At 71.2% G+C, this 26,406-nt stretch carries 27 protein-coding genes; 7 read left to right on the forward strand and 20 right to left on the reverse strand.

The annotated features are described in order from the left end of the window. Window positions 1-8: 8 nt before the first annotated feature. Complete coding sequence (locus ACUY4T_RS09720) at window positions 9-1,133, reverse strand: FHA domain-containing protein (protein WP_446018732.1); 1,125 nt, start codon at window positions 1,131-1,133, stop codon at window positions 9-11. Window positions 1,134-1,167: 34 nt separating this feature from the next. Continuing rightward, the gene (locus ACUY4T_RS09725; RefSeq protein ID WP_446018733.1) at window positions 1,168-2,598 is read right to left on the reverse strand and encodes an aminobutyraldehyde dehydrogenase; all 1,431 of its coding nucleotides are present in this window, start codon (window positions 2,596-2,598) and stop codon (window positions 1,168-1,170) included. 190 nt (window positions 2,599-2,788) lie between these two features. Here ACUY4T_RS09725 and ACUY4T_RS09730 point away from each other — a divergent pair, with 190 nt between their 5' ends. Genes ACUY4T_RS09730 through ACUY4T_RS09740 form a run of 3 tightly spaced genes read left to right on the forward strand, consistent with a single transcriptional unit; the run spans window position 2,789 to window position 6,221 of the window. Next, window positions 2,789-3,271: an Lrp/AsnC family transcriptional regulator gene (locus ACUY4T_RS09730; protein WP_446018734.1), complete on the forward strand. Its 483-nt coding sequence runs from the start codon at window positions 2,789-2,791 to the stop codon at window positions 3,269-3,271. 26 nt (window positions 3,272-3,297) lie between these two features. Next, window positions 3,298-4,770: an aspartate aminotransferase family protein gene (locus ACUY4T_RS09735; protein WP_446018735.1), complete on the forward strand. Its 1,473-nt coding sequence runs from the start codon at window positions 3,298-3,300 to the stop codon at window positions 4,768-4,770. A 5-nt stretch (window positions 4,771-4,775) separates the two neighbouring features. Then, entirely contained in the window at window positions 4,776-6,221 is a 1,446-nt protein-coding gene (locus tag ACUY4T_RS09740) for an NAD(P)/FAD-dependent oxidoreductase (protein WP_446018736.1), read from the forward strand. A gap of 10 nt (window positions 6,222-6,231) precedes the next feature. Here ACUY4T_RS09740 and ACUY4T_RS09745 read toward each other — a convergent pair whose 3' ends face one another. After that, window positions 6,232-7,452: a DUF4192 family protein gene (locus tag ACUY4T_RS09745; protein ID WP_446018737.1), complete on the reverse strand. Its 1,221-nt coding sequence runs from the start codon at window positions 7,450-7,452 to the stop codon at window positions 6,232-6,234. Between the two features lie 210 nt (window positions 7,453-7,662). Here ACUY4T_RS09745 and ACUY4T_RS09750 point away from each other — a divergent pair, with 210 nt between their 5' ends. Next, the gene (locus tag ACUY4T_RS09750) at window positions 7,663-8,154 is read left to right on the forward strand and encodes a methylated-DNA--[protein]-cysteine S-methyltransferase (RefSeq protein ID WP_446018738.1); all 492 of its coding nucleotides are present in this window, start codon (window positions 7,663-7,665) and stop codon (window positions 8,152-8,154) included. Beyond that, on the forward strand, window positions 8,151-8,741 hold the full coding sequence (locus tag ACUY4T_RS09755; protein ID WP_446018739.1) for a DNA-3-methyladenine glycosylase I: 591 nt from the start codon (window positions 8,151-8,153) through the stop codon (window positions 8,739-8,741). Before ACUY4T_RS09750 ends, ACUY4T_RS09755 begins: the two co-directional genes overlap by 4 nt. Window positions 8,742-8,746: 5 nt before the next feature. On the opposite strand, the gene ACUY4T_RS09760 is transcribed toward ACUY4T_RS09755, so the two are convergent. The 14 genes from ACUY4T_RS09760 to prmC all read right to left on the reverse strand — a co-directional run bounded on the left by ACUY4T_RS09760 (window position 8,747) and on the right by prmC (window position 20,758). Next, entirely contained in the window at window positions 8,747-9,505 is a 759-nt protein-coding gene (locus tag ACUY4T_RS09760) for a YaaA family protein (RefSeq protein WP_446018740.1), read from the reverse strand. Then, entirely contained in the window at window positions 9,505-10,077 is a 573-nt protein-coding gene (locus ACUY4T_RS09765) for a P-loop nucleotide/nucleoside kinase family protein (RefSeq protein WP_446018741.1), read from the reverse strand. Before ACUY4T_RS09765 ends, ACUY4T_RS09760 begins: the two co-directional genes overlap by 1 nt. Before the next feature lie 10 nt (window positions 10,078-10,087). Further along, a complete protein-coding gene (locus ACUY4T_RS09770; RefSeq protein ID WP_067947101.1) occupies window positions 10,088-10,348 on the reverse strand; it encodes a F0F1 ATP synthase subunit epsilon in 261 nt (86 codons plus the stop codon). A 2-nt stretch (window positions 10,349-10,350) separates the two neighbouring features. Next, window positions 10,351-11,808 carry a F0F1 ATP synthase subunit beta gene (gene atpD, locus ACUY4T_RS09775; RefSeq protein WP_446018742.1) on the reverse strand — a complete coding sequence of 486 codons (1,458 nt, stop codon included), beginning with the start codon at window positions 11,806-11,808 and terminating at the stop codon, window positions 10,351-10,353. A gap of 27 nt (window positions 11,809-11,835) precedes the next feature. Continuing rightward, the gene (locus ACUY4T_RS09780) at window positions 11,836-12,744 is read right to left on the reverse strand and encodes a F0F1 ATP synthase subunit gamma (protein WP_446018743.1); all 909 of its coding nucleotides are present in this window, start codon (window positions 12,742-12,744) and stop codon (window positions 11,836-11,838) included. 85 nt (window positions 12,745-12,829) lie between these two features. Then, a complete protein-coding gene (gene atpA / locus ACUY4T_RS09785) occupies window positions 12,830-14,467 on the reverse strand; it encodes a F0F1 ATP synthase subunit alpha (protein WP_446018744.1) in 1,638 nt (545 codons plus the stop codon). A gap of 97 nt (window positions 14,468-14,564) precedes the next feature. Next, the gene (locus ACUY4T_RS09790) at window positions 14,565-15,356 is read right to left on the reverse strand and encodes a F0F1 ATP synthase subunit delta (protein WP_446018745.1); all 792 of its coding nucleotides are present in this window, start codon (window positions 15,354-15,356) and stop codon (window positions 14,565-14,567) included. Between the two features lie 3 nt (window positions 15,357-15,359). Next, window positions 15,360-15,926, reverse strand: a complete 567-nt coding sequence (locus ACUY4T_RS09795; RefSeq protein ID WP_446018746.1) for a F0F1 ATP synthase subunit B — start codon at window positions 15,924-15,926, stop codon at window positions 15,360-15,362. A 28-nt stretch (window positions 15,927-15,954) separates the two neighbouring features. Next, window positions 15,955-16,188: an ATP synthase F0 subunit C gene (gene atpE / locus ACUY4T_RS09800; protein ID WP_344375125.1), complete on the reverse strand. Its 234-nt coding sequence runs from the start codon at window positions 16,186-16,188 to the stop codon at window positions 15,955-15,957. Between the two features lie 45 nt (window positions 16,189-16,233). Beyond that, entirely contained in the window at window positions 16,234-17,031 is a 798-nt protein-coding gene (gene atpB, locus ACUY4T_RS09805) for a F0F1 ATP synthase subunit A (protein WP_446018747.1), read from the reverse strand. Between the two features lie 233 nt (window positions 17,032-17,264). After that, the gene (locus ACUY4T_RS09810) at window positions 17,265-17,744 is read right to left on the reverse strand and encodes a Cg1360 family ATP-synthase-associated protein (protein ID WP_446018748.1); all 480 of its coding nucleotides are present in this window, start codon (window positions 17,742-17,744) and stop codon (window positions 17,265-17,267) included. After that, entirely contained in the window at window positions 17,741-19,027 is a 1,287-nt protein-coding gene (locus ACUY4T_RS09815) for an MraY family glycosyltransferase (RefSeq protein ID WP_446018749.1), read from the reverse strand. The genes ACUY4T_RS09810 and ACUY4T_RS09815 overlap by 4 nt, the downstream gene beginning before the upstream one ends. After that, a complete protein-coding gene (locus ACUY4T_RS09820; RefSeq protein ID WP_446018750.1) occupies window positions 19,024-19,836 on the reverse strand; it encodes an L-threonylcarbamoyladenylate synthase in 813 nt (270 codons plus the stop codon). The genes ACUY4T_RS09815 and ACUY4T_RS09820 overlap by 4 nt, the downstream gene beginning before the upstream one ends. 37 nt (window positions 19,837-19,873) lie before the next feature. After that, complete coding sequence (gene prmC, locus ACUY4T_RS09825; protein ID WP_446018751.1) at window positions 19,874-20,758, reverse strand: peptide chain release factor N(5)-glutamine methyltransferase; 885 nt, start codon at window positions 20,756-20,758, stop codon at window positions 19,874-19,876. An 85-nt stretch (window positions 20,759-20,843) separates the two neighbouring features. Between prmC and cysK the strand changes: the two genes are divergently transcribed. Next, window positions 20,844-21,779, forward strand: coding sequence for a cysteine synthase A (gene cysK / locus ACUY4T_RS09830; RefSeq protein WP_446018752.1), 936 nt, complete (start codon window positions 20,844-20,846; stop codon window positions 21,777-21,779). Window positions 21,780-21,809: 30 nt separating this feature from the next. Next, window positions 21,810-22,403 carry a serine O-acetyltransferase EpsC gene (gene epsC / locus ACUY4T_RS09835; protein ID WP_446018753.1) on the forward strand — a complete coding sequence of 198 codons (594 nt, stop codon included), beginning with the start codon at window positions 21,810-21,812 and terminating at the stop codon, window positions 22,401-22,403. Between the two features lie 34 nt (window positions 22,404-22,437). Here the strand turns inward: epsC and ACUY4T_RS09840 are convergent, their stop codons facing one another. From ACUY4T_RS09840 to rho, 3 genes are read right to left on the reverse strand one after another with little or no spacing between them, the layout of a single operon-like run. Continuing rightward, the gene (locus ACUY4T_RS09840; protein ID WP_446018754.1) at window positions 22,438-22,932 is read right to left on the reverse strand and encodes a GNAT family N-acetyltransferase; all 495 of its coding nucleotides are present in this window, start codon (window positions 22,930-22,932) and stop codon (window positions 22,438-22,440) included. Beyond that, window positions 22,929-24,005, reverse strand: coding sequence for a peptide chain release factor 1 (prfA, locus tag ACUY4T_RS09845; protein ID WP_446018755.1), 1,077 nt, complete (start codon window positions 24,003-24,005; stop codon window positions 22,929-22,931). Before prfA ends, ACUY4T_RS09840 begins: the two co-directional genes overlap by 4 nt. Window positions 24,006-24,007: 2 nt before the next feature. After that, the gene (gene rho / locus ACUY4T_RS09850; protein ID WP_446018756.1) at window positions 24,008-26,155 is read right to left on the reverse strand and encodes a transcription termination factor Rho; all 2,148 of its coding nucleotides are present in this window, start codon (window positions 26,153-26,155) and stop codon (window positions 24,008-24,010) included. Window positions 26,156-26,406: the final 251 nt, after the last annotated feature.

A 26,406-nucleotide genomic window follows, 5' to 3' on the forward strand; every position in this document is an offset into this window, starting at 1 on the left:
GGTGGAGGTCATGCGTCGGTCCCGCCGGTATCGGCGAGGATCTCGACGATCGTATCCCCTCCGAGCTGCAGCGTGGTGCCGGCCGCGACCACGACGGACTCCCCCGGACGCAGCCGGCGCACGCCGGCCGGGGAGCGGACCACGGTCCCGTTGGTCGATCGGAGGTCGGTCGCCACGATCCTGAAACCCTCCCTCCGCAGCTCGAGGTGCGTGGCGGAGACGACCTCAGCGGGCGAGTCGACGCGGACCAGCACGACCTCGTCCCGCGGCATCCGCTGCGGCCGGGGGCTGCGCCCGATGAGGACGGGACGATCGATCGGAAGCGGCGCGGCGCCGGCGATCCGGAAGGCGGTGGCGGGGATCGGGAGTTCCAGGGTGTCTCCCGGGTCGTCCGGATCGCCGACGCCGCGATCAGGGACGAGGTCGTCCTCGACGACGAGGTCCGGAGGGGACGACCGCACGGTGGTCCCGGACACGGAGCGCAGCGAGCGCACCGTGTCCGCGTCGTCGAGCACCGGCATCGGGGCGGTCGGCGGCGAGTGCCGAAGGGAGCGGACGGTATCGGAGTCGTCGGCCCCGCCGGGCAGGTGCGGTCGACGGGCGAGCACGGTGTCGGCGTCGAGCGCGTACGGATCGGACGTGCCCGGGAACTCGCGCCAGGACCACTCGACCGCCGCCGCCCGGAAGGCCGAACGCCGGGCCGAGACCGCCTCGCCGTCCAGGGCCGCGTGCCGGACCGCCTCGAGCGGCGACCCGGCGGCGGCCATGCGCAGCCGGGTGACAGCCGAGAACTCGGCGAGGTGCCACGGCGTGATCCCGCGCGAGTCGAGACGCCTCGACCCCCCGGGAGAGGCGAGGTCGACGACCGCGCGGCCGCGGACGAGCGCGGTCAGCGGATCGCCCCCGCGCGGCCACCAGACGAGGGCGAGGTCCTCGACGCCGCCCGCTCCCATCGGGATGCGCGCGACGAGGTCCTCGACCTCGGCGTCCTCGGCCGCGGAGAGCTCGGCGAGCGCGCTCGTGACGCGCTCCGGTGCCGGCGCCGCGAGCGCGGCGATGAAGCGCGCCCCGACGACGACATCCCACTGCGGCGCGGCGGGGTCGAGCCTGCTGCGCACTGCCCCATCGACCATGGGCTCCAGTCTCGCACCCCGCGGGCGGCGGCCGTCAGCCGAGGAAGCTCATGACGTGCTTGATGCGCGTGTAGTCCTCGAAGCCGTACTGGGACAGGTCCTTGCCGTAGCCCGAGTGCTTGAACCCGCCGTGGGGCATGTCCGACACGAAGGGGATGTGGGTGTTGATCCACACGCACCCGAAGTCAAGGTGCTTGGCGAACCGCATCGCGCGGCCGTGGTCGCGGGTCCACACCGAGGCGGCGAGCGCGTAGTCGACGCCGTTGGCCATGGCGAGCGCCTCCGCCTCGTCGCGGAACGACTGGACGGTGAGGACCGGGCCGAAGATCTCCCGCTGGACCGCCTCGTCCTGCTGGCGGAGGCCGGTGACCACGGTCGCCTCCCAGAAGTAGCCGCGCTCGCCGTGGCGGCGTCCGCCCGTCGCGATGTCGGCGTGGTCGGGGAGCCGATCGATGAAGCCGGCGACGTTGGCCAGCTGCGTCGGGTTGTTCAGCGGCCCGAAGAACACGCCGTCCTCGCGGGGACCGCCGGTCCGGGCGGAGCTGCGCACCCGGTCGACCAGGACGGCGACGAGCTCGTCGTGGACCGATTCGTGGACCAGCACCCGCGTGGCCGCCGTGCAGTCCTGGCCCGCGTTGAAGTACGCCGCCGAGACGATCCCCTCGGCGGCCGCGGCGAGGTCGACGTCGTCGAACACGATCGCCGGCGCCTTGCCCCCGAGCTCGAGGTGGACCCGCTTGAGGTCGGCGGCGGCGGCACGGGCGACCTCCATCCCGGCCCGCACGGATCCGGTGATGGCCACCATCTCGGGGGTCGCGTGCTGCAGGAGGGCTGCGCCCGTGCCCCGGTCGCCCGTGACCACGTTGAGCACGCCGGCGGGCAGGTGCTCGGCGGCCACCTCGGCGAGCTTCAGCGTCGCGAGGGGGGTGGTGTCGGACGGCTTGAGCACCACGGTGTTGCCGGCGGCGATCGCCGGTGCGACCTTCCACACGGCCATGTTGAGCGGGTAGTTCCACGGTGCGACCTGGCCGATCACGCCGATGGGTTCGCGACGGACGAACGAGGTGTGGTCGGCGAGGTACTCGCCGGCCGACCGACCCTCGAGGTTGCGGGCGGCGCCCGCGAAGAATCGCAGCTGGTCGACCGACTGGAGGATCTCATCGGCGACCAGGGTGGCGCGCGGCTTGCCCGTGTCCTGCGATTCGAGGTCGGCGAACTCCTCGGCCCGCGCCTCCATCGCGTCGGCGATGCGGAACAGCGCGAGCTGCCGCTCGGCGGGCGTGGTCCGCCCCCAGCCCTCGAAGGCGGCGGACGCGGCGGCGTAGGCGGCGTCGATGTCGGCGGACGTCGAGACGGGCGCGTGGCCGTACACCTCCTCCGTGGCCGGGTCGACGAGATCGAGCGCGTCGTCCCCTCGGGCGTCGACGTACTCGTTGCCGATGAAGTTGCGCAGGGTCTCGGGCACGGGGTCCTCCGGTGGGTGTGCGGATGCCGCGGCGCGCGGCCGGCGGGCGCGACGGCGCCCGGGATGCCGACCATCGTGCCACGGCATGGCAGGGAACGGAAGGGTCGGTCACGATGGAATCCGTTGCGAATCGGCCACGGATCGACGGAATCACTTGTCTTTGAGTGAGGGCACTGTCATGATCGGACGCATGACGAACGGCAACCGCGCGACCGGCCAGCGACCGGTGCAGCTCGACGACGTCTCGAAGGCGATCATCGAGCAGCTCCAGGCCGACGGCCGCCGCTCGTACGCCGACATCGGCAAGGCGGTCGGGCTCTCCGAGGCGGCGGTGCGCCAACGCGTCCAGCGCCTCACGGAGGCGGGCGTCATGCAGATCGTCGCAGTCACCGATCCGATGCAGCTCGGGTTCACCCGGCAGGCGATGATCGGCATCCGCGTCACCGGCGACACGCTCGCACTGGCCGAGGCGCTCTCGGAGATCCCCGAGATCGACTACGTGGTGCTCACGGCCGGCAGCTTCGACCTCATGGCCGAGGTCGTCTGCGAGAACGACGATCAGCTCATCACGCTCCTGAACTCGCGGATCCGAAGCCTCGACGGCGTGCAGTCGACCGAGACGTTCGTCTACCTCAAACTGCAGAAGCAGTTCTACAACTGGGGCACCCGCTGACGCGGGGAGCCCGGAAGGAGATCCCGATGACCACCCTCGACGCAGCCTCCGGCCCAGGTGCGACCGGCCTCGACGACGCCGCGCTGCAGCGAAAGGCGAAGGACCACCTCTGGATGCACTTCGCCCGGCAGTCGACGATGGAGGAGCACGGGGTGCCCATCATCACGCGCGGCGAGGGCCACCACATCTACGACATCCACGGGCGCGAGTACTTCGACGGCCTCTCCGGGCTGTTCGTGGTGAACGCCGGCCACGGCCGCCGTCGCCTCGCCGAGGTGGCCGCGAAGCAGGCCGAGGAGCTCGCCTTCTTCCCCATCTGGTCGTACGCGCACCCCGCGGCCATCGAGTTGGCCGACCGACTCGCCGAGTACGCGCCGGGCGACCTGAACCGCGTCTTCTTCTCGACCGGCGGCGGTGAGGCCGTCGAGACCGCCTTCAAGCTCGCGAAGTACTACTGGAAGCTCAAGGGCCAGCCGACCAAGCACAAGGTCATCTCCCGGGCGGTCGCCTACCACGGGACGCCGCAGGGCGCACTCGCGATCACGGGCATCCCGGCGATGAAGCAGATGTTCGAGCCGCTGACCCCCGGTGGCTTCCGCGTGCCGAACACGAACTTCTACCGCGCGGCCGACGTCGGCGCGCCGGCCGACGACATCGAGGCGTTCGGCATCTGGGCGGCGAACCGCATCGAGGAGATGATCCTGTTCGAGGGACCCGAGACCGTCGCCGCGGTGTTCCTCGAGCCCGTCCAGAACTCGGGCGGCTGCTTCCCGCCCCCTCCGGGCTACTTCCAGCGCGTGCGCGAGATCTGCGACCAGTACGACGTGCTGCTCGTCTCCGACGAGGTCATCTGCGCGTTCGGCCGGATCGGCCACATGTTCGCGTGCGACGCCTACGGCTACGTGCCCGACATGATCACCTGCGCGAAGGGCATGACCTCCGGCTACTCGCCGATCGGCGCGACGATCGTCTCCGAGCGGATCTACGAGCCGTTCAAGACCGGGACCACGTCGTTCTACCACGGCTACACCTTCGGCGGGCACCCGGTCTCGGCCGCGGTGGCGCTGGCGAACCTCGACATCTTCGAGGAGGAGAAGCTCAACGAGCGCGTCCGCGAGAACTCCCCGCTGTTCCGCGCCGAACTCGAGAAGCTGCTCGACATCCCGATCGTCGGCGACGTCCGCGGCGACGGTTACTTCTTCGGAATCGAGCTCGTGAAGGACCGCGAGACGCGCGAGACCTTCAACGACGAGGAGTCGGAGGACCTGCTCCGCGGCTTCCTGTCGAAGGCGCTCTTCGACGCCGGCCTGTACTGCCGGGCCGACGACCGCGGCGACCCCGTGATCCAGCTCGCCCCGCCGCTGACGATCGGCGTCCCCGAGTTCCAGGAGATCGAGCAGACCCTGCGGGGCGTGCTCACCGAGGCCGCCGACCGGGCGTCCCGGTTCACCGGCCACCGTCACGGCGGCGAGCACCTCCTCGTTCCCGCGCGGGTCTGACGGCGGTGGTGCGCCGGCAGCCGTCGACCGACGGCTCGGCGACGGGATACCGGCGCGCCGCGTTCTGGCTCGACGACCTGGCCGCGCGCGGACTGGACGACCTCCGTCCGCGCGCGGCCCTCACCTCGGACGCGCGGTTCGATGTCTGCCTGATCGGCGGCGGCCTCACCGCGCTGTGGACCGCGTACGCCCTGGTCTCCGCCGAGCCGAGCCTGCGGATCGCGGTGCTCGAGCGCGAGATCGCCGGATACGGCGCCTCGGGCAGGAACGGCGGGTGGTGCTCGGCGCTCTTCCCGCATGGCGCTGCCGCCCTCGAGCGCGGACACGGCCACGACGCGGCCGTGGCGATGCGCCGGGCCATGGTCGACACGGTGACCGAGGTCGGCCGCGCGGCCGCCGCCGAGGGCATCGACTGCGACTTCCGCCAGGGCGGGACGGTGCTGTTCGCACGCGACGAGGTGCAGCGCCGCGGTGCGCGAGCGGAGGTGGCCGAGGCCCGCCGCTTCGGCGTCGACGCGCTGGAGTACTGGGAGCCCGACCTCGTCGCGGCCCGCTTCGGCGCGTCCGGACTCGACGAACGGGCGCCCGCCGCGGTGTTCGATCCCTCGACGGCACGCGTCCACCCCGCGAAGCTCGTCCGCGGACTCGCCCGGGTGGTCGAGTCGCGCGGCGTCGAGATCTTCGAGCGCACCGAGGTGGTCGACTTCTCGGCGGGGCGCGTGCGGTTCCGCGCGCTGGACGACGGCGCCGAGGGCACCGTCTCCGCACGGCACGTCGTCGTGGCCACCGAGGGCTACGGTCCTCGACTCTCCCGGGTCCGGAGGCGGATCCTGCCGATCTACTCGTTGATGATCGCGACGGAGCCGCTGCCGGACGCGGTGTGGGATGAGATTGGCATCGCGCACGGCCAGACCTTCAGCGACTACCGCCACCTCCTCGTCTACGGCCAGCGTACGGCGGACAACCGCTTCGCCTTCGGCGGTCGCGGAGCGCACTACCACTTCGGGAGTGCCGTGGACCCGAGATTCGAGCGATCCGACCGGGTGTTCGCCCACCTCCGGCGCACGCTCGGCGAACTGTTCCCGGCGGTGGGCGACGCGGCCGTGACGCACCGGTGGGGCGGCCCGCTGGGCATCGCGAGGGACTGGCATGCGACCGCGAGCTACAACCCGAGGACCGGCGTCGGTTTCGCCGGCGGCTACGTCGGCGACGGGCTGTCCACCACCAACCTCGCCGGTCGAACGCTCGCCGATCTCGTGCTGGAGCGGTCCACGGACCTGACGGCGCTGCCCTGGGTGAATCATCGCTCCCCGCTGTGGGAACCGGAGCCGGTGCGCTGGGTGCTCGCGAACCTGGGGATCACGGGGATGGGCATCGCGGACGCGGAGGAGCGGGCAACCGGCCGCCCGTCCCTCCTCGCCCGGATGATCGGTCCGTTCACCGGGCACTGACCGGACCTGCTCACTCGTCGCCGTTCGCGGGACCGGGGTGGAACGCCCACTCCGGCAGCGACCCGGAGGCGAAGAAACGCGAGAGCAGCCGCGCCATGCCGTGATCCGGATCGGCTTCGAGTGCCCGGCCGATCATCGCCCCAGCGGCGGAACCGCGACCGAGCGCCCACGACCACCACGCCGCCGCGCACAACGCGCCGGCGCGCCGACCGCACGGCGCGTTGGCGGCGGCCACGACGATGGTGCCGAGCGCACGCCGGATGCGATCGGCGTCGGGCCGTGCGGCGGCTCGCCCGAGCAGGAGCCTGGACAGGAATTGGTCGACGGACTCGGCCGGGTCGTCGAGCTCGCGGCGCAGCAGCACGTCGAGCCCTTCCCCCGTCTGCGACGCGCGATCCACGGCCTCCTCGGCCGCGTCGAGCGCCAGTTCTCCGATGACGGGACCGAAGGCCACCTGCAGCATCATGGCATCGCGGAACACCGGCCGGTCCAACAGGTGGATGAGCCAGGCCAGCCGCGCCGGAGCGGCTTCCCGTCCCAGGGCGAGCTCCTCGGCGGCGACCACCGGATCGAGGGCCTCCCCGAGCGTGCGGTCGATCTCGCCGACCAGCCCGAGCGCCGCATCGTCCGCAGGATCGACGCCCTCGTCCGGGCCGTGCCCCCGCCACCGACGCCGGTCGAGGACCTCGAGCGCGTCGAGCATCCGCTCGAGCTCGTCGGCGATCTCCGGATCCGACTCCGGCAGGGCGGCCAGCGCGGCCGGCGAACCGGCGAGCGGCGCATTCGCGGCGGCGCGGGCGCCCGCCGGACTCTCGTCGATGAGCGCCAGGGGCCTCCCGCAGGGAGGGAGCCGCTCGTCGAGCACGGAGCCCCATCCGTCCGCCGCGACGCAGAGCACGTCCCTTACGAGGAAGCCGGCCTCCTCCGCCCGGAGCGCGAGGAGCTCGAGCAGTTCGCGATGCGGCATCCGGCCGTCGGCGAAGCGGTCGTCGGTGTAGACGATCGGCACGACGGCGTCGGCATGGGCGAGCCGGCAGATCGTCCCCACCATGGTGCCGACCAGCGCCTCAGCGGCCTGCGGCTCGTCCGGCAGGTCGTGCCGGAGCACGCCCGCCGTGCGATTGCCGTCGAAGGCCACGCAGAGCACCGATGCCGAGGGAGGGTAGCCGACCAGCGCGGGGACGAGGGCGAGGAAGTCGTGCGCCGACTCGGCGCGGATGATCGTCGTCATGGCCACACGATCGCGCTGCGAACGGTCGTCGCGGCACCGGCCGGCACAGCCCGTGCATCCATGGGCCGGATGGCCGGCCTGTGCAGGACCGGTGCGGCACGCGTTCCGGCCCGTCGCGACCGTTCCTGCACAGTGGAGTCGGACCGGGGCGGTGGCAGCGGTGTCCGATTCCCGCCAGTCGGTGACGGTCCTCGACGCTAGTGTCGAGCCATGACCTCCCCGTACCTCCTCCGATTCGACAGCCCGATCGGGCGCATCGAGCTGCAGGGCGACGACGACTCCGTGACGTCGCTGACCATCGCCGACGATGCCGCGCCGCGCGGCGACGAGCGACCCGCCCGATCGAATGCGCTGCTCGAGGCGGCGCAGCAGGAGCTGACCGAGTACTTCGACGGAACGCGCACCGCCTTCGACGTTCCGGTGCGGCTCGTGGGCACGCCCTTCCAGCAGGCGGTGTGGGCCGAGCTCCGACGGCTGGGCTGGGGCGAGGCGATCTCGTACGGGGCCCTCGCCGCCGCGGTGGGCCGCCCGGGTTCCGCCCGCGCCATCGGCGGGGCGGTCGGTGCGAATCCGGTGCCGATCATCGTGGGCTGCCACCGGGTGCTCGCGTCGGACGGGCGCGTGACGGGCTACTCCGCCGGGGCGGGCGTACCCACCAAGCTCTGGCTCCTCGCCCACGAGCGCATCGGGTTCGCCGCGTGACCGATTCCGGGGTGGTCGTCGGCGACGACGGATTGGCCCGATGCGCGTGGGGTGCCGCCGAGCCGGAGTACCGCCGCTACCACGACGAGGAGTGGGGTGTGCCGCAGCACGACCCGGTGCGCCTCTACGAGAAGCTCTGCCTCGAGGGCTTCCAGGCAGGCCTGTCGTGGATCACGATCCTCCGACGCCGGCCGGCGTTCCGGGAGGTCTTCCACGACTTCGATCCGGAACAGGTGGCCTCGATGACCGAGGCGGACGTCGCTCGCCTCCTGCTCGACCCCCGCATCATCCGCCATCGCGGGAAGATCGAGGCGACGATCTCGAACGCACGCGCGATGCTCGCGCTCGACGAACCGCTCGATCGCTTCCTCTGGGCGTTCGCCCCGCCGCGACGCGAAGCCCCTCCCGCGTCCTTCGACGAGGTTCCGGCGGTGACACCGGAGTCGACCGCGATGAGCCGGGGCCTGCGCGACCGCGGATTCCGGTTCGTCGGGCCGACGACGATGTACGCACTGATGCAGGCCACCGGCATGGTCGACGATCATCTCGCCGGGTGCTTCCGGTCCGACGGTCGCGACGCCGGCTGAAGCGGTCAGGCCGCCAGCTCGAGCTCGGCGCCGGACGGCGTGCCCGCGGCCGCCGGGTCGAGGGCGAAACCGGCGCCTCGAGCCCAGTCGACGAGATCGTCCCGTGTCACGAGGTCCGGGCGCGCCAGGAGCAGATCGCGCGCGAACCGTCCCTTCGCCTGCTTGTTGAAGTGGTTGAGCGCACGGCGTCGACCATCGGGCCCGACGGAGACGACCCTCACGTACACGGCATCGGAGCGGCGGGGAATCGGTCCGAGGTCGGCGTACCCCTCCGACCTGAGATCGACGATGAGCCCGTCGCGCCGCGCGAGCGACGCGGCGATCGGCTCGCGCCAGATCGCCTTGAGCCGCATCCCCGGCAGCCGCGAGTCATGCGAGAGGCGATACGCGGGAATCGCATCCATCCCGCCGACCAGGCCGAGCAGTGCCGAGTGCACCGCCAGGTGATCGCCGGCGAACTCACGTGACCGCTGATCCAGGCTCGGCGCGTCGAGCGCGTCGAACAGCACGCCCGTGTAGCGGTCGACCGCGGGCGACGTCGGCGAATCGAGCAGGGCGCGATTGCGGTCGACCTCGCCGGCCTGGCGAGGTCCGAGCTTCAGCGCGCGCACCATCGCCTCGCGATCCTCGGCAAGCGCGCGGAGCGCACCGACCACGCTCCGACGCGGCTCCATCAACTCGGGGAACGCGAGCCGGCCGAGATCGAGCGGACCGTGGTCGCCTCCGTCGCGCTTGGTCTCGGAGGGTGGCAGGAGGATCAGCACTAGTCGGCGATGAAGGCCAGGGCCGCTTCGACATTCGCGCCGAGCGACAGCGCACTGTCGATGGTGACGCGTGGCAGCGCCGACGACGGTCCGGTCCAGGCCGCGTACCCGTCGAGGCTCTGCTCGACCGCGCGCCACGTCGTCTCATCGAGGTGCGGCAGATTGCGCTCGCGCTTCTCGAGGCGCTCGCGATGCAGCGTCTCGTCGGAGCAGACCACCTCGATCACCCGGAGCCGCACATCGGTGCGCTCCGCGAGGTCGCGCCATTGCAGCCGGGCCGACTCGGCGGCGTTGACCGCGTCCACGATCACCGTGCGTCCCGAGCGGAGCTCCTTCTCGGCGATCTGCTCCGCCACGAGGTACGCGGCGAGCCCGGTGGGCTGATCTGCACCGATCCCCGCACGGAGGATCGCGGACTCGATCGGATCGACCGACACGACCGTGGCGCCGAGGCGGGCGCCGACGATCTCACCGATCGTCGACTTGCCCGCGCCCGGCAGCCCGGCCATGACGATGAGCTGGGTGACGCTGAGGTCACCGAACTGGCGGTCGAACGGCTGCTCCCCCGGCATCCGCGCTCCCTCAGGCCAGTGCGGCTCGCGACGCGACGACCTGCACCGCGTCGGACTGCACCGACAGGAAGCCGTCCTCCGCGTTCGCGGTGATCTTCTCACCGCCGGGCAGGGTGACCCGCACCTCGCCGCCGGCGAGGATCGCGAGCATCGGCTCGTGACCCGGCAGGATGCCGATCTCGCCTTCGACCGTGCGCGCCACCACCATGGCCGCCTCGCCCGACCAGACTTCCTGGTCGGCCGAGACGACGCTCACGTTGAGGGCGGCCATGCTCAGCCGTTCTCCTTCTGGATCTTGGCCCACTTCTCCTCGACGTCCGAGATCGGGCCGACGTTGAAGAAGGCCTGCTCGGCGACGTGGTCGAAGTCGCCTCGGGCGATGGCGTCGAACGACTCGATGGTGTCCTTCAGCGGCACCGTCGAACCTTCGACACCCGTGAACTTCTTGGCCATGTAGGTGTTCTGCGAGAGGAACTGCTGGATGCGGCGCGCACGCGACACCGTGATCTTGTCCTCTTCGGAGAGCTCGTCGACACCGAGGATGGCGATGATCTCCTGCAGCTCCTTGTTCTTCTGGAGGATCTGCTTGACCGTGGTCGCCACGCGGTAGTGGTCCTCGCCCAGGTACCGCGGGTCGAGGATGCGCGACGTCGAGGTCAGCGGGTCGACCGCCGGGTAGAGGCCCTTCGAGGCGATCTCGCGCGAGAGCTCGGTGGTCGCGTCGAGGTGCGCGAACGTGGTGGCCGGCGCCGGGTCGGTGTAGTCGTCGGCGGGCACGTAGATCGCCTGCAGCGAGGTGATCGAGTGGCCGCGCGTCGAGGTGATGCGCTCCTGCAGGATGCCCATCTCGTCGGCGAGGTTGGGCTGGTAGCCCACCGCGGAGGGCATGCGGCCGAGCAGGGTCGACACCTCGGATCCCGCCTGCGTGAAGCGGAAGATGTTGTCGATGAACAGGAGGACGTCCTGCTTCTGCACGTCGCGGAAGTACTCCGCCATGGTCAGCGCCGAGAGGGCGACGCGAAGACGCGTCCCCGGCGGCTCGTCCATCTGGCCGAAGACGAGGGCGGTCTTGTCGAAGACGCCCGCCTCCTCCATCTCGTGGATGAGGTCGTTGCCCTCACGGGTGCGCTCGCCGACGCCGGCGAACACCGACACGCCGCCGTGGTCCTGCGCGACGCGCTGGATCATCTCCTGGATGAGGACGGTCTTGCCGACGCCCGCACCACCGAAGAGGCCGATCTTGCCGCCCTGCACGTACGGGGTGAGCAGGTCGATGACCTTGATGCCCGTCTCGAACAGCTGGGTCTTGGACTCGAGCTGGTCGAAGCTCGGCGGCTTGCGGTGGATCGGCCAGCGCTCGGTGACCTCGATCGTCTCACCGGGCTCGGCGTTCAGCACATCGCCGATGACGTTGAAGACCTTGCCCTTGGTCACGTCGCCGACGGGCACGGAGATGGGCGCACCGGTGTCGCGCACCTCCTGGCCGCGCACGAGGCCGTCGGTCGGCTTCAGCGCGATGGCGCGCACGAGGTCGTCGCCGAGGTGCTGCGCGACCTCGAGCGTGAGCTCGGAGGACTGCTCGCCGATGGTGATTGTCGTCTTCAGCGCGTTGTAGATCTCGGGGATCGAGTCGTGCGGGAACTCGATGTCGACGACCGGGCCGGTGACGCGGGCGATGCGGCCGACGGCGCCGGTCTGGCTCTGGACTGGCGCGGTTGCGGTGTCAGTCATGTTCTCTTCCTTCTGGATGAATCTTGGCTACTTGGAGGAGGAGAGCGCGTCGGCTCCACCCACGATTTCAGCGATCTGCTGCGTGATCTCGGACTGGCGCGCCTCGTTGGCGAGGCGGGTGTAGTCCGTGATCAGCTTGTCGGCGTTGTCGGTGGCCGACTTCATCGCCTTCTGCGTCGCCGCGTGCTTGGCCGCGGCGGACTGCAGCATCGCGTTGAAGATGCGGCTCTCGATGTAGACGGGGAGCAGCCCGTCGAGCACGGTCTCGGCGTCGGGCTCGAACTCGTAGAGCGGGAAGACCTCGGCCTTGCCGCTCGGCGCGACCTCCTCCTCGGCCTCGACGACCTCGAGGGGCAGCAGTCGCGTCACGACCGGGACCTGCGTGATCCGGCTCACGAACCGGTTGTAGACGATGTGGATCTCATCCACGCCGCCGTCGGCGGAGTCGCGGAGGAAGGACTCCAGGACCGCGTCGGCGACCTCCTTGGCCGTGTCGAAGTCGGGGTTGTCCGTCCCGCCGATCCAGCTGCGCTCGTAGTCGCGGCGACGGAAGCTGAAGTAGCCCACCGACTTGCGGCCGACGAGGAAGTAGACGACCTCCTTGCCCTGGCTGCGGAGCAGCTCGGCGAGTTCCTCCGACTCGCGCAGCACCTGCGAGTTGAACGCGCCGGCGAGGCCGCGGTCGGAGGTGAAGATCACGATCGCGGCGCGGTCGACCCGCTCGGGCTCGGTCGTGAGCACGTGCGAGACGTTCGAGTAGCTCGCCACCGCCGACACCGCGCGGGTGATCGCGTCGGAGTACGGCGTCGACGCGGCGACGCGCGCCTGCGCCTTCTGGATCCGCGACGCGGAGATGAGCTCCATCGCTCGCGTGATCTTCTTGGTCGTCTGCGCCGACTTGATCTTCTGGCGGTAGACCCGAAGCTGCGCTCCCATGTTTCTCCTGTGTCCTGACTTCCTGTTCCCGGATCCTCGGCCGACCTGCGGTCGGCGTCGAGGATCCGGGAGACGGAGGAATCGACTAGCGGCGACCCTTGACGATCTTCTCCTGCACGACCTCGTCCTCTGCGATCGCCTCGAACTGCTCGCTGCCGACCGAGGCGAGCGGCTTGCCCTCGCCCGTCTGGAACTCGAGCTTGAACTTGTCCACCTCGGACTCGAGGGTGGCGACGGTCTCGTCGGAGAGCACGTTGGTCTCGCGGAGGTCCGAGAGCACCGACGTGTTGCGGCCCAGGTAGTCGAGCAGCTCGCGCTCGAAGCGCAGGATGTCCTCGACCGGGACCTCGTCGAGCTTGCCGTTCGTGCCCGCCCAGATCGACACGACCTGCTCCTCGACCGGGTACGGCGAGTACTGCGGCTGCTTCAGCAGCTCGGTCAGGCGCGCGCCGCGCTCGAGCTGGCGACGGCTGGCCGCGTCGAGGTCGGAGGCGAACATCGCGAACGCCTCGAGCGAGCGGTACTGGGCCAGCTCGAGCTTCAGCGTTCCCGACACCTTCTTGATCGACTTGACCTGCGCGTCGCCGCCGACTCGCGACACCGAGATGCCGACGTCGACCGCGGGGCGCTGGTTCGAGTTGAACAGGTCGGACTGGAGGAAGATCTGGCCGTCGGTGATCGAGATCACGTTGGTCGGGATGTACGCCGAGACGTCGTTGGCCTTGGTCTCGATGATCGGCAGGCCGGTCATCGAACCCGCGCCGAGCTCGTCGGAGAGCTTCGCGCAGCGCTCCAGCAGGCGGGAGTGCAGGTAGAAGACGTCACCGGGGTACGCCTCGCGGCCCGGCGGGCGACGCAGCAGCAGCGACACGGCGCGGTAGGCCTCGGCCTGCTTCGACAGGTCGTCGAAGATGATGAGGACGTGCTTGCCCTCGTACATCCAGTGCTGGCCGATGGCCGAGCCGGTGTACGGGGCGAGGTACTTGAAGCCGGCGGGGTCGGAGGCCGGTGCGGCGACGATGGTGGTGTACTCCATCGCTCCCGCGTCCTCGAGGGCGCCCTTCACCGAGGCGATGGTCGAGCCCTTCTGGCCGATCGCGACGTAGATGCAGCGGACCTGCTTGGTCGGGTCGCCCGACTCCCAGTTGGCCTTCTGGTTGATGATCGTGTCGATCGCGATGGCGGTCTTGCCGGTCTGGCGGTCGCCGATGATGAGCTGGCGCTGGCCGCGGCCGACCGGGATCATCGCGTCGATCGCCTTGATGCCGGTCTGCAGCGGCTCGTGCACCGACTTGCGCTGCATGACGCCCGGCGCCTGGAGCTCGAGGGCGCGGCGGCCCTCCGAGGCGATCTCGCCGAGGCCGTCGATCGGAGCGCCGAGCGGGTCGACCACGCGGCCGAGGTAGCCCTCGCCGACGGGCACCGAGAGCACCTCGCCCGTGCGGGTCACCTCCATGCCCTCCTCGATGCCGGCGAACTCGCCGAGCACGACGACGCCGATCTCGTCCTCCTCGAGGTTCAGCGCGAGGCCGAGCGTGCCGTCCGCGAAGCGGATGAGCTCGTTGGCCATGACCGAGGGCAGGCCCTCGACGTGGGCGATGCCGTCGGACGCGTCGGTGACGTAGCCGACCTCGGTCTTCTGCGCCGAGCCCGGCTCGTAGTCGCGGGCGAACTCCGAGAGAGCCGAACGGATCTCGTCGGGGCTGATGGAGAGTTCTGCCATTGCCATTTCCTTTTCTGAAGGGCCAGGCCCTTTTCTCTACCGCTTGTACAGCTACTGGTGTGTCGCGGCGCAGGACGCCGGTCGTTGTCGTCCGGCGTCAGCCGGCAAGCTTCTGTCGCAGGTCGTTCAGGCGGCTGGCGACGCTGCCGTCGATGACATCGTCGCCGATCTGGACCCGTACGCCGCCGACGACCGAGGGGTCCACGACGGAGTCGAAGCGGACGCGCCGGCCGGCCTGCGCCCCGAGCGTGCGCTCGAGTCGGGCGAGCTGGTCGTCGGTGAGCGGGACCGCGGTGGTCACGGTCGCCACGTCGAATCCGCGCTGGTCGGCGACCACGGATGCGGCGTGCCGCAGCATCTCGCCGATGCGGCGACCGCGGGGCGACTGCACGAGGTGCCGCACGATCAGCGCGGTGGCCGGCGAGGCGGCGGAGCCGAGGAGCCGGTCGACGAGCTTCACCTTCGCCTCGGTCGAGCCGAGCTTCGACCCGAGCGCCAGCTCGAGCTCGGCATCGGCGGCGACCAGGCGCTGGAACGCGTAGAGCTCCGCGTCGACCTCCGTGTCGCCGGCCGCGTCGGCCGCGACCCGCAGGCCCAGCTCCTCGAGGCCCGACAGGAAGTCGGACGCCGAGGACCACCGCTGCGACGACGCGCTCGCGAGGAGCGAGACGGCGATCGGCGAGACCTTGCCTCCGAACACGCGCTCGACGAGCGCGCGCTTCTCAGTCGCGCCGGCCTCGTTGTCGGTGAGGGCGGTCCGCAGGTGCGGGGTCGCGCCGATCACCCGGCTCGCGGCGAGCAGGTCGCCGGCGACCGGGAGTTCGGCCCGGCCGACCGACGCGAGCTCGGCTCGCGTGCCGGCCAGGGCCCCTCTCGTAGCGCTGCCCATGGACTACTTCTTCCCCCCTGCGGCGGCCTGCTCGGACGCCTCGAGGTCGGCGAGGAAGCGGTCGACGACGGCCTTCGCCTTCTGGTCGTCGGTGAGGCTCTCGCCCACCACGCCCGACGCGAGGTCGATCGCGATGGTGCCCACCTCGGAGCGGAGCGAGACCAGCGCCGACTGGCGCTCCGCCTCGATCTGCGCCTGCGCGCTCGCGTTGATGCGGGCGGCCTCGGTCGACGCCTGGTCCTTGGCCTCGGCGACGATGCGCTTGCCGTCCTCGCGGGCGGTCTCGCGGATCCGGCCGGCCTCGGCGCGTGCATCGGCGAGCTGGGCGGTGTACTCCTCGAGCGCCGCCTCGGCCTTGCGCTGCGCTTCGTCGGCCTTCGCGATGTTGCCCTCGATCGCCTCGGCACGCTCGTCGAGCAGCTTCTGCATGCGCGGCAGCACGTACCGCCAGAAGAAGACGAGGATGATCACGAAGCAGACGGCCGACCAGATGATGTCGTACCACGCCGGCAGGACCGGGTTCGGGGTCGCCTCGCCCTCGGTTGCAGCTCTCAGCACTGCGTGAAGCACGTTGGCCTCCTCAGTTGGGAACGGGCGATCAGACGAAGATGAAGCCGGTGGCGATACCGATGAAGGCGAGCGCCTCGGTGAAGGCGATGCCGATCCACATCAGGACCTGGAGGCGGCCGGCGAGCTCGGGCTGGCGAGCGACGCCCTCGATGGTCTTGCCGACCACGATGCCGACGCCGATGGCGGGGCCGATGGCGGCGAGGCCGTAGCCGACCGTCGCGATGTTGCCGTTGATCTCAGCGAGAACGGTGGTTGCGTCCACGTTGGGGTTTCCTTTCTTGGGGTTGCGTCGGGCGGGCGCCCGGGCTCAGTGCTCCTCCGCCACCGCGAGCTGGATGTAGACCGCGGTGAGGAGCGTGAAGACGTAGGCCTGGAGGACGGCCACGAGGATCTCGAACAGGGTGAAGGCGAGGCCGAAGGCCAGCGAGCCGACGCCCAGGAGCGTGTACCAGCCGCCGAGCTGGACGACGAAGAACTGCGTGGCGGCGAAGAACAGCACGAGCAGCAGGTGACCGACGACCATGTTCATGAGCAGTCGGAGGGTCAGCGTGACCGGGCGGATGACGAAGGTCGAGATGAGCTCGATCGGCGTCACGATGATGTAGACCGGCCACGGCACGCCCGACGGGAAGAGCGAGTTCTTGAAGAAGTTGCCGGGGCTCTTCTTGATGCCCGCGTAGATGAACGTCACGTAGGAGACGATCGCGAGCACGAGCGGGACGCCCACGACGGACGTGCCGGCGATGTTCAGGAACGGGATGATGCCCGTGATGTTCATGAACAGCACCATGAAGAAGATCGTGGTGAGGATCGGCAGGAACCGCTTGCCGTCCTTGCGGCCCAGCAGGTCGTCGGCGATGTTCACCCGGACCAGGTCGAGGCCCATCTCGACGATGCTCTGGAAGCGGCCCGGGACGACGGTCATCCGCCGCGTGCCCGCCCAGAACACGACCAGCAGCGCGGCGACGGCGATGAACTGGACCAGCGTGATTCGGCTGATCTCGAACGGCGTGCCTGCGAACAGGAGGGGGCCGGGGAAGAACTCCTCGATCGACGGCCCGTGGAACTCACCATCTTCGGTAGCAAAGGGAACCAGCAGGTTCACAGCGTTAGCTAGCAGCGCTATCTCCTGTTTCGGGGCGTGGAGCGCAAGCTCTCGCGTCGACGAACATGGACCGGCTCCGCACATGCCTGAACAGGCCGGAACCGTGGGGGATCGCCCCCACTCTAGCAAGACTTCCGGCCGCTGCCGAATCGCTACATCGTGTAGAACTCCGCGGCGACCGGCCCGGACGCCGCGACCATGCGTCTCGGGGCATCCGACGCCGTCGGATCGGCCTACTCGTCGGCCGGCGGCGGCGGAAGGCGGACGTCGCTCGCGTACGGCAGGCGCGAGCGGGCCACCACCATCACGTCGACGACCAGCGAGCCGACGACGCCCGCGACGATCGCGAGGAAGAGCGCCATCGGATCGAGCCAGTCGGCGCCGCGCAGCAGCACCATCAGCACGATGAAGAGGATGAACTTCAGGAGCCACCCGCCGAGCACGATGCCGAAGAACGCGCCGACGAACAGGTCGGTGCCGGCGAACCGGTTCGCGAGGAGGATGCTCGCCCCGGTGATCGCCATGAAGAGCACGGCGAGCAGCGTGCCGAGCAGCGCGCTCACCAGGCCCTCCACCCCGGCGAAGGCGAACCCGAGCACGCCGCCGACCACCGCGATGACGGCGGCGAGGAGCGCGCCCCAGAGCAGGGCGCGGCGCAGCACCGGGTTCGAGGTGGGCGTCGTGTCGGCGGGGTCTCGGGGTGCGGCGGTCATCGGGCTCCTGTGCGGTTCTCGCCCGCGGTCGCGGGCGTGTCGTGATCGGTCGGGCGGTCTCCGGCGGCGAGCTCGTCGAGCCCGGGCGCGTACGGCGCGTTGGCGGCGTCCGCCTCGGCGGCCACCGTCTGCCGCTTGCGGCGGCCGAGCGGGGCGAGCGTCACCGCGGCGAGCACGACGAAGCCCACGCCGATGAATGCGAACGCCCACACGGGATCGATGCGGAAGTACACGGGCAGCACGAACGCCAGCAGGCAGCCGAGGCTGGCCACCGCGGTCCAGCCGTAGAAGATCAGCACGGCGTGCAGGTGGGAGTGCCCCATGTCGAGCAGGCGGTGGTGCAGGTGCTTGCGGTCGGCGGCGAACGGTGACTTGCCCGCGCGCAGGCGACGGATGACGGCGAGGCCGAAGTCGAGCAGCGGGATGATGAGGACCGCGAACGGGATGATGATCGGGATGAACGCGGGGAAGAGCAGCTCTCCCTGGGTGCTGATCGTGCCGGGGTCGATCTGGCCGGTGACCGCGATGGCGGAGGTGGCCATGAGCAGCCCGATCAGCAGCGCCCCGGCGTCGCCCATGAAGAGCTTCGCGGGATGCCAGTTGAGCGGGAGGAACCCGAGGCAGGCACCGACGACGACGACGGCGAGGAGCGAGGCGAGGTTGAAGTAGTTCGTCGGCGACGTCTGCTGGACCAGCAGGTACGAGTACAGGTAGAAGACCCCGCTGGAGATCAGCGCCACGCCCGCGACCAGCCCGTCGAGGCCGTCGATGAAGTTGATGGCGTTCATGACGAGCACGATGGTGAACACCGTGATGACCGCGCTCATCCACGACGAGCCGACGATGAGGCCGCCGTCCGGCCCGAGGCCGATGGGCAGGGACACGATCGACACGCCCTGCCAGGCGATGAGCCCGGCCGCGATGAACTGGCCCGCGAGCTTGGTCATCCAGTCGAGGTCCCAGATGTCGTCGGCCACCCCCATGCCCACGATGAGCGCTGCGGCGACGAGGATCGCGAGCACCTGCCAGCGGTCCTGGAAGATGATCGACACGTTGGCGAACCGGTCGATGCCGAGCGTGGACACCCACGCGGCCGCGCCCACCGCCGCGAGGATGCCTGCGAACATCGCGATGCCGCCGAGCCGGGGCGTCGGCCGCGTGTGCACGTCGCGCTCGCGGATCTTGGGATAGAGCCGGTACTTCAGGCTCAGCTTCCAGACCACGATCGAGCCGACGAAGGTGACGATCGCCGCGACGAGCGCGAGGGCCACGAACAGGGTCATGAGGCGGCGGCATCCGTTCGGTCGTCGGATGCCGCGGGGGCGTCGGCCTCGTTCGCGGCGTCGTCGAGCAGCCCGGGCGATCCGTCGGTCGCGGTCGCCGCGATGACGGTCTCGGGCGGTGCGACCAGCTCCTCCCCCGCGACGTCGACGATGCGCTCGCGGGAGATCACGCCGGCGCGCACGATGCGCAGCACGCCGGTGCCGTCGGCGCCGAGCCCGGTCGCGTCCACGATCGTCGACGACGTGTCGCCCGGACGCTCCCCGATCGCGTCGTACTCCGTGCCCGCCTCGCCGCCGTCGAGGTAGACGGCCACCGAGTCGCCCAGCATCTCGTGCGCCTGCTGCGCGGTCGCGGCCGACGGCATCCCCGAGAGGTTGGCGGACGACACCGCGAGCGGCCCCGTCTCGGACAGCAGCTCGAGCGCGATGCGGTTCGCGGGCATGCGCAGCGCGACGGTGCCGCGGGTCTCGCCGAGGTCCCACTGCAGCGACGGCTGGGCGTGCAGGATGACGGTGAGCCCGCCCGGCCAGAACTCGGCGACGAGCTTCCGCACGACCTCCGGCACCTCGGCGGCGAGCGCGTCGAGCGTCGGGATCCCGGGGATCAGCACCGGCGGTGGCGAGGTGCGCTCGCGCCCCTTCGCATCGAGGAGGCGCTGCACCGCCGCGGCGCTGAACGCGTCGGCGGCCACGCCGTACACCGTGTCGGTGGGGATGACGACGAGCTCGCCGCTGCCGATGGCGCGGCGGGCGAGTCGCATGCCGGTGAGGAGCTCGGACTCGTCCGAGCAGTCGTGGATGGAAGTCATGGCCCGACGATTCTAGAGGCCGAGCCCCCGAGGCGGCTCAGCGTCGCGCCGTCGTGACCCGGTCGCGACCCGTGAGGTCGCGGTGATGGGCGATCGCGTGCCATCCGTCGGCCGCGAGCAGGGCGGCGATCTCGTCGGACTGGGTCTCGCCGTGCTCGATGAGCAGCGCGCCGCCCGGATGCAGCAGGGCGAGCCCGCGCCTCGACAGCACCCGGACCACGTCGAGGCCGTCGACGCCGCCGTAGAGGGCGTGCTCGGGGTCGTGCAGGCGGACCTCGGGGTCGCGCGGGATCGCGCCGGCGGGGATGTACGGCGGATTCGACGCGACCACCGCGACCCGGCCCTCGAGTTCGCCGAACGCCTCGGCCAGGTCGCCGAACACCAGCGTCAGGTTCGGCGCACCGACCTCGTCGACGTTCCGGCGGGTCCACGGGAACGCCTCGGGCGAGTTCTCGACGGCGTGGACGCGCGCGTGCGGCACCTCGGTGGCCATCGAGAGCGCGATGGCGCCGCTGCCGGAGCCGAGGTCGAGGCCGATCGGCTCCGGCTCGGCCGCGGCGCGGAGCGCGTCGATCGCCAGCTGCGCGAGCAGCTCGGTCTCCGGGCGCGGGACGAAGACGCCGGGACCCACGGCGAGTTCGAGCGACCGGAACGGGGCGCGCCCGGTGAGGTGCTGCAGCGGCTCGCGCCGAGCTCGTCGTCGCACGAGCTCGTCGAGCGCCGCGGCATCCGTCGACGAGAGCGTCTCGCCCATCACGAGCCGGGCGTGCACCCCGCCCCGCGACGACCCGAGCACATGGCCGATGAGCAGGTCGGCGTCGACCTCCGGATCGGGCACGCCCGCCGCCGCGAGTGCCGCGATCGCCGCGTCGCGCGCGTCGCGGAGCGGGCGGGGGTCTGCCGGGGGCGCGGGTGCATTCACGCAAAGGAATGTAACCCACTCCCCGTCCTCGCCCACGCGCGTAGGCTGGAGGGCGGCATCCGGCCGCGTCACGAGAGGGAACACCATGGCCCAGGTCTACGAGAACATCACCGAGGTCTTCGGGCGGACGCCGCTCGTGAAGCTGAACCGCGTCACCGACGGCGCCGAGGCGACCGTGCTCGGCAAGCTCGAGTTCTACAACCCCTCCGCGAGCGTCAAGGACCGCCTCGGCATCGGCATCGTCGACGCCGCCGAGGCCTCCGGCGAGCTGAAGCCCGGCGGCACGATCGTCGAGGGCACGAGCGGCAACACCGGCATCGCGCTCGCGATGATCGGCGCCGCACGTGGGTATCGGGTCGTGATCGCCATGCCCGAGACCATGAGCAAGGAGCGCCGGGCGCTGCTGCGCGCGTACGGCGCCGAGCTGGTGCTCACCCCGGGCTCGGAGGGCATGAAGGGCGCGGTCGCGCGCGCCGAGCAGATCGCCGCCGAGACCCCGGGCGCCGTGCTCGCCAAGCAGTTCGACAACCGGGCCAACGTCGAGATCCACCGCCGCACGACGGCGGAGGAGGTCTGGAACGACACCGACGGCGGCGTCGACATCTTCGTCTCCGGCATCGGCACGGGCGGCACCCTCTCCGGCGTCGGACAGGTGCTGAAGGAGCGCAAGCCCGACGTGCGGATCGTCGGCGTCGAGCCCCTCGAGTCGCCGATCCTGAACGGCGGCCAGCCCGGCCCGCACAAGATCCAGGGCATCGGCGCCAACTTCGTCCCGCCGATCCTCGACCGCGAGGTGTACGACGAGATCATCGACGTGGACATCGACCAGGCGGTCGCCATGGCGCGCCGGCTCGGCGTCGAGGAGGGCATCCTCGGCGGCATCTCGTCGGGCGCGACGGTGCACGCCGCGCGCGAGCTCGCACGGCGACCCGAGAACGCCGGCAAGACCATCGTCGTCATCCTCGCCAGCTACGGCGAGCGATACCTCTCCACCGTGCTCTACGAGGGCCTGCTCGACTGATACCCAGCCGGCATCTGCTTGACTGAGGCGGTGGGAATCCTCGGCAGCCTCAGGGAAGACATCGCGACCGCACGTTCCCACGACCCCGCCGCGCGGAGTCGCCTCGAGATCGCCCTGGCCTACTCGGGCCTGCACGCGATCTGGTCGTACCGGCTCGCGCACCGGATGTGGGCCGTACCCGCGCTCCGGCTGCCCGCGCGCCTGCTGTCGCAGTTCACGAGGTTCCTCACGGGCATCGAGATCCACCCCGGAGCGACGATCGGCCGGCGCTTCTTCATCGACCACGGCATGGGCGTCGTCATCGGCGAGACCGCGGTGGTCGGCGACGACGTCATGCTGTACCACAGCGTGACCCTGGGCGGGAAGGCGCCGCGCGGCGCCCCCCGGGGCGCGAAGCGCCATCCGACGCTCGGCGACGGCGTCACCGTGGGCGCGGGCGCCAAGGTGCTGGGCGACATCGTGATCGGCCCGTGGAGCGCGATCGGGGCCAACGCCGTCGTCACCCGCGGCGCGCCGGCGCACTCCCTGCTGGTGGGCATCCCCGCGACGCCACGGCCGCTCTCCCCCGCGACCGCCGACGCGGCGCGCGGCATGCACGACTGGCACGTCGACTTCCACATCTGACGCCCCGACCGGGCGGCCGCATCCGGCCCGATGGTCAGAGCGGCAGGAACATCACGTGGAGGCCGACGCGTCCGTGACGACGCGAGCGGAACGCGCGCGGCACCGTGCCGACGATCTCGAACCCGAGCGAGCGCCAGAGCCCGACCGCGGCCTCGTTCGACTCGACGACGGCGTTGAACTGGATCCCCGCGAACCCGGCGCGACGGTGCCAGTCGACGACCCACTCCCCGAGGAGGCGGCCGACGCCCGCGCCGCGAGCCTCGGCGGCGACCATGAACGACGCCGTGCCGATGTGGTCGCCCCGGCCCGGCCGGTTCGGCCCCATCTTCGCCGAGCCGACGATGCGGCCGTCACGAACGGCGACGACCGTGAGCCCGGGCGGACGCTCGACCCAGAGGTCGCGGGCGGACTCCGCCGTGAGGTCCTCCGGGTACGCGTAGGTCTCGCCGTCGCGCACGACCTCGTCCATGATCCGGAGGACCGGCGGCCAGTCCTCGTCGCGGATCGGGCGGACGGCGACGTCGGTCACTGGTCGCCGAGGTCGGCGAGCCGGGCCTCCTCGTCGGCGGTGACCGCCGACTCGATGATCGGGTCGAGCGCGCCGTTCATGACCTGGTCGAGGTTGTACGCCTTGTAGCCGGTCCGGTGGTCGGCGATCCGGTTCTCGGGGAAGTTGTAGGTGCGGATGCGCTCGGAGCGGTCCATCGTGCGGATCTGCGACTTCCGGGCGTCGGAGGCCGCGGCCGCGAGCTCCTCCTGCTGCCGGGCGAGGAGCCGGGCCCGGAGGACCCGCATGGCGGCCTCGCGGTTCTGGAGCTGGGACTTCTCGTTCTGCATGGCCACGACGATGCCCGTCGGGACGTGCGTGATGCGCACCGCCGAGTCGGTCGTGTTCACCGACTGGCCGCCGGGACCGGACGACCGGTAGACGTCGATCTTGAGGTCGTTCTGGTTGATCTCGACCTCCTCCGGCTCGTCGACCTCGGGGAACACGAGCACGCCCGTGGTGGAGGTGTGGATCCGGCCCTGCGTCTCGGTGACCGGCACGCGCTGCACGCGGTGCACGCCGCCCTCGTACTTGAGGTGCGCCCAGACGCCCTGCGACGGGTCGCTCGCGTTCGACTTGATGGCCACCTGCACGTTCTTGTACCCGCCGAGGTCGGACTCGTCGGACTCGAGCAGCTCGGTCTTCCAGCCCTTCGACTGCGCGTACTGGATGTACATCCGCAGCAGGTCGGCCGCGAAGAGCGCGCTCTCCGCGCCGCCCTCGCCGCCCTTGATCTCCATGATCACGTCGCGCCCGTCGTCGGGGTCGCGCGGGATGAGCAGGCGACGCAGCTTCTCCTGCGCCTCCGCCAGCGCCTGCTCCAGCGCCGGCACCTCCTCGGCGAACGCCTCGTCCTCCTTGGCGAGCTCTCGCGCGGCCTCGAGGTCGTCCTGCGCCTGACCCCAGGCGTCGTGGGCGGCGACGATCCGGCTGAGCTCGGCGTAGCGCCGGTTCACGCGCTTGGCGCGACCGGCGTCGGCGTGCAGCGCGGGGTCGGCCAGCTCCTCCTGGAGCCGGCCGTGCTCGGCGATGAGGGCCTGGACGGATTCGAACATGCTCAGCGGTGGTGGTCGGCGTCGTGACCGTTGCCGTTGCCTCCGCCGACGGGTGCCGACTTCTGCATGAGGAGCAGGAACTCGGTGTTCGACTGGGTCTCGCGGAGGCGCCCGAGCACGGCCTCGAGAGCCTGCTGCGGCTCGAGCCCGGCGAGCGCCCGGCGGAGCTTCCAGGTGATCTTGACCTCGTCGGTCGACAGGAGCATCTCCTCGCGGCGCGTGGACGACGCGTTCACGTCGACGGCCGGGAAGATGCGCTTGTCGGCCAGCTGGCGGGACAGGCGCAGCTCGGAGTTGCCGGTGCCCTTGAACTCCTCGAAGATCACCTCGTCCATCTTCGATCCGGTCTCCACGAGCGCGGTCGCCAGGATGGTGAGCGATCCGCCGTTCTCGATGTTGCGCGCCGCGCCGAAGAACCGCTTCGGCGGGTAGAGCGCCGACGCGTCGACGCCGCCCGAGAGCACGCGGCCGGAGGCCGGGGCGGCGAGGTTGTACGCACGACCGAGCCGGGTGATGGAGTCGAGGAGCACGACCACGTCGTGGCCCAGCTCGACGAGACGCTTCGCGCGCTCGATCGCCAGCTCGGCGACGGTCGTGTGGTCCTCCGCGGGCCGGTCGAAGGTCGAGGCGATGACCTCGCCCTTGACCGTGCGCTCCATGTCGGTGACCTCTTCGGGGCGCTCGTCGACGAGCACGACCATGAGGTGGACCTCGGGGTTGTTCGTCGCGATGGCGTTCGCGATCTGCTGCAGCACGATCGTCTTGCCCGCCTTCGGCGGCGCGACGATCAGGCCCCGCTGGCCCTTGCCGATCGGCGCGACCAGGTCGATGATGCGCTGCGTGAGCTTGGTGGGCTCCGTCTCGAGGCGCAGGCGCTCCTGCGGGTAGAGCGGCGTGAGCTTCTGGAAGTCGACGCGTGCCGCGGCCTCGTCGGCGGTCTGGCCGTTGACCGAGTCGACCTTGACCAGCGCGTTGTACTTCTGGCGGCTGTTGCCCTCGCCCTCGCGAGGCTGCTTGATCGCGCCAACGACCGCGTCGCCCTTGCGCAGGTGGTACTTCTTCACCTGGCCGAGCGAGACGTAGACGTCGCTCGGGCCGGGCAGGTAGCCGGTCGTGCGCACGAACGCGTAGTTGTCGAGCACGTCGAGGATGCCCGCGATGGGGATCAGCACGTCGTCGTCGAGGATCTCGGGCTCGGCCTCGTCGCCGCCGCCCTGACCACGGCGCTTGCGGTCGCGGTACCGGTTGCGGCGGCCGCCACCCTCGCCCTCGCCCTGCTGCTGGTCGCCGCGGCCCTGCTGGCCGCGACCGCCCTGCTCCTTCTGGCCCTTCTCCTGGGTGCGCTCGGCGTCGCCCTGGCGCTCGTCGCCCTGACGCGAGTCGCCCTGCTCGTCCGAGCGGCGGCCCTCCTGGCCGCGGCCGGACTGCTGGTCCTTGCCGCCCTGCCGGTCGCCGTCCTTCTGCTCGGGCTTCTGTCCGTCGCCGCGGTCGCCGCGGTCGCGGTCGCCGCCGCGTCGGCCGCGGTTGCGGCTGCGGCCCTGGCGGGGCTGCTCGCGCTCGGGCTGCTCGCCCTCGTTCCCGCCCTCGGCGGCGGCTTCGGCGGCCGGCTCGCCGGCGGCGCCGGTCGCGGCCGCGAGCTCGCGGCGGACGGCGGCGCGCGCCGCCTCGCGGTCGTCGTCGCCGGCCGGCTCGTCGGCCGCACCTCGAGGCGCCTCGCGCTCAGCCGGGGACTCGGCCGGGATCAGGTCGAGGCCGCTCAGCCCCGCGTTGGCGTGCTGGGCCGCCGTGGTCGCGCTCGTCGCGCGACGCGACTGCCGGCTGCGGCGGGTCGGCGCGGCCTCCGCCGGTGCGGCCTCGACGACGGACGCCGCCACGGCGCGGTCGGGGGCGCCGGCGGGCGCGTCCGCGGCGCCGGGCGCCTCGGGCGCCGCCGCCTCGGCGTTCGTCGCCGGGTCGATGGCCTCGCCGACGGCGACGGCGGCGTCGGCGTCCTGCTTGGCGGAGATCAACTCCACGAGTTCTCCTTTTCGGCGCTTCGACGCACCCGCGATGCCGAGGGATGCGGCGAGCTCCTGGAGCTCCGCCACCTTCATGGCGGACAGGCGGGTGCGGTTCGCCACGCCGTCGGCGTGGTCGGTTCCGTTGGTCACTGGGATTCGTCCTTTCCCCTCGCCAGGTGGTGGGTTGGCCGAGGAGAGCTGATCGCGGCGCGACGGAGTCGTGCGCACGGGGCGCAGACTGCGCGTTGCGAAAGCATGAGATGCCGGGAATTGCACGATGCGGCGGGAACGCGAGAGGTGCAGCGTCCGCCGGGTGCGCGATCAGTCTAGCACCCGGGGCGACGCGCCCCGACCACGCGCCGCGCCGCCGGGACCGACCGCCGGAACCCGCCGGCCGCCGC

The organism is Agromyces arachidis (assembly GCF_052805135.1).